Raw genomic sequence first — 1,269 nt, forward strand, 5'->3', positions numbered from 1 at the left:
GGCGGCGAGCAGGCCGTGCCCGACCGGCAGCAGCGCCGGGATCCAGTGCTCGGACTCCCGGAGCGCCTTGATCGTCTCGCGGACGGTCACCGTCTCGGCGTCCCGCGCGCCGGGTCGCCGATCCGCCCGCCGGCCAGGGTGCCGTTGAGGGCCAGCACCCCGCCGGGTCGCAGCAGCCGCAGCGCGGCGTCGACGTACGCGGCGAAGCCGGTCGCCTCGGCGTCGACGAAGACCAGGTCGTACGCGCCGTCCGCGAGCCGGGGCAGCACGTCCAGCGCCCGGCCGGTGATGATCCGGGTACGCCCCGACGGCAAACCGGCCTCGACGAAGATGCGCCGGGCGATCCGCTGGTGCTCGACCTCCAGGTCGATGGTGGTGAGCACGCCGTCGGCCCGCATCCCGCGCAGCAGCCAGACACCGCTGACCCCGGTGCCGGTGCCGATCTCCACCACCGCCCGGGCGTTGCCGGCGGCGGCGAGCAGGCGCAGCGCCGCCCCGGCCCCGGGCGTCACCGCGTCGAGGCCCACCTCCCGGGCGAGGCTGCGGGCGGTCCGCAGCACGAGGTCCTCGCCGACGTACGACTCGGCGAACTGCAGCGCCTGCGCCGTCGGAGTGCCGGAATTGGCGACCGTGGCGATGGGACACCTCCGGGCGGCGGGAGTGGTGCGGGGGGCGGGTTGGCGGTATGAGCCTAGAGGCGAGCCTTCCGGCGCGCAGCCGCGCCGTCCGCCGTCGACGATCACGCCCGGCAAGAGCTGATGCCATCCGGCTCATCCGTGCAATCCTGGAAGCGGTATCCCTCGTTTCGCGACGGCCGCCGCACCACGCGGCACGGGGGGTCGGGGGACGGACTGGGAGGCACCGACGTGACCGACGGCTGGGACTGGCGCCAGCCCGGCGGGACTCCGGCACCGGCGGGACCGCCGGCCGGGGCGACGCCGGTGGGGCCGCCTACGGCGCCGCACGGCGCCCCGGGCGGGACGACATCGCCCTGGTGGTCCGACGCGTTGGCCGACCCGTGGCGTGACCCGTACGCGCCGGCCGCCGTGGTCATCCCCGGGCGCGCCCGACGCCGGGGCCGCGCCGGAACCGGTCAGCGACCCGGACGCCCCGGGCCGTCCGAAGCTGCGCCAGCTGCTGCTCGTCCCGTTGATCACCGCGCTGCTCGCCGGGTCGCTCGGCGGAGCCCTCGGGTACGCCTTCGCGGTCCGCGGCGGGGCCGGTGGCGGGGTGGCGCTCGGCGCCCGACCGGCCGAGGCGCCGGGCCTG

The 1,269-nt window shown here is 77.4% G+C and carries 2 pseudogenes; one reads left to right on the forward strand and one right to left on the reverse strand.

Annotated elements, in window-relative coordinates:
* Positions 1–596: pseudogene (locus tag JNW89_RS36280) on the reverse strand (O-methyltransferase); the annotation flags it as partial.
* Positions 597–866: 270 nt separating this feature from the next.
* Here JNW89_RS36280 and JNW89_RS36285 point away from each other — a divergent pair.
* Positions 867–1,269, forward strand: a pseudogene (locus JNW89_RS36285) (peptidase S1); the annotation flags it as partial.

This window comes from Micromonospora sp. 4G55, assembly GCF_016803375.1.